Origin of the sequence: Bradyrhizobium sp. Ai1a-2 (assembly GCF_000426245.1) — a bacterium.
Taxonomy (GTDB): domain Bacteria; phylum Pseudomonadota; class Alphaproteobacteria; order Rhizobiales; family Xanthobacteraceae; genus Bradyrhizobium.
Genome location: NZ_AUEZ01000225.1, coordinates 1 through 1,595, shown reverse-complemented (window position 1 = coordinate 1,595; position 1,595 = coordinate 1). Strand labels below are relative to the sequence as shown.

At 57.7% G+C, this 1,595-nt stretch carries 1 protein-coding gene; it reads right to left on the bottom strand.

Annotated elements, in window-relative coordinates:
* Window positions 1-623: 623 nt before the first annotated feature.
* Window positions 624-818 (bottom strand): 4Fe-4S binding protein, encoded by a 195-nt coding sequence (locus K288_RS51935; protein WP_084800143.1) that lies wholly within the window; start codon window positions 816-818, stop codon window positions 624-626.
* Window positions 819-1,595: the final 777 nt, after the last annotated feature.

Here is a 1,595-nt window from a genome sequence, read left to right as displayed (position 1 = left end):
GCGCGACAATCTTCGCAGCAATCATCATCTCGCCGCGACACTGACTCGCCATCCTGATTGTCGCGCGCTCCCCACCCAGATTGTCGCGCTATAGTCGGCTCGCCCGCTCATGCGAACAGCTCTGGCGTTTTGTTAAGCGCGCCAGCCAGCGTATCGATCTCTTCATGCGTGCCTTAGAAAGGAAGCACGACACGTCGCCGGCACGCCAAGCGCTCGAGCAGCGAGACGTCGGAGATCCGTGTGATCGCAACCATTGTGGTGCGCTCGGTCAGAAGCCGCTCGTAATTCGTCGAGGAAGACAATTGCCTTCGTGATCCACCGGCGCTCATTTGACAGCGCTCACGCGTTCCCTGAGAAAATGCCAGGGCACAATGTTGGCGAGGTGGTGCCTTCTCGGATCCGGCGCACCCGGTCGACCGCTTCTCGAACTGCTCCAATCGCTGCTCCGCTTGCGCAAGGAACGCTCCGGCATTTTGGTATCGGTGCCTGCGTGCGCGCTTTGCCGCGTAGGCGATCGCGCAACTTACTCAGAGCTCGGGGCCCGCGACCCAGCCAATCAGGCGGCCGACCAGATAGGCGGCGGCCGCCGATAGCATCTCACTCTTGCGCGTCTCGTCGGCGTGTCACGCCGGCACGCAGGTGCCAGGGACCGGGCAGACGACGGCGCATTGCGGCGCGTCGAAATGCCCCTTGCATTCAGTGCACTTCTTGGAATCCATAACATATATATCGTTCTTGAGACTGATTGCAGCATTTGGGCATTCGAACTCACATGCGCCGCAGACCGTGCACTGGGAGGCGATAATTTTGTAAGCCATCTCTGTGATTCCTTGAGCAGGCGATGCGGGATGACTCCCTCCGTTCAAGGCTCGTGCCAATTGCTAATGTTTGATTTGTCACCGCTTTTTTGGTGCTCTCGCACGAGTCGCCGGCCGATAGCATGTCGCAAGTTCGATAGTCGACATCAGAGTTAGCGCCGGGAACTGCGAGCCGGGCAATTAACATCTCATCAATGACTTGTTTGATTGCCATCGTTTCGCGCGTGCCCGAGCTCGCGATCGCCGCGCAGATCCCGTCTGCGGAGATCGGCGCCGCCCCACGCCACGGGCGATAACTTCACCGGGTTCTTCGCCGAGCCACTGCAGGACTTCGCTGCAGTACTTTGACTCCTAAACCGAATCCCATGGCTGATAGCACGTTCACAATCGTGGTAAGCGTTGCAACCTCGTTTCCCGCGAAGGCGCGATAGACACTTTCCCGTCGAACGCCAGCTATTCTCGCTATCTCTGGAATAGAAAAAAGCTTGGTGACGTCGCCGATGGCCCGACAAATTCCCCTCAAGTCGTCATGCTCGAAGGAATAGTCGAGGTAAATCGCGATCTCCGCTTGAGAGGATTCTGAATCTGGGCGCCTCGGGCGCGTTTTGCTTGCCATTCTGTGCTCCAAGACAAAGGGCCGGCTGAAAAGCCGGCCTGATCTTAACAAAGAGATTGCGAGACTTAGAGCGTTTCACGTTTTGATAGAAGCGTATCCTGCGTTGGCGAAGTAGTTGCTGCATTCGGTAGGCTGGATCGAAGTGATGAGGTCGCCGAGGT

What these genes read in the sequence shown, in the direction of transcription:
- K288_RS51935 (WP_084800143.1), bottom strand. Translation starts at nt 818, where the DNA reads ATGGCTTACAAAATTATCGCCTCCCAGTGCACGGTCTGCGGCGCATGT.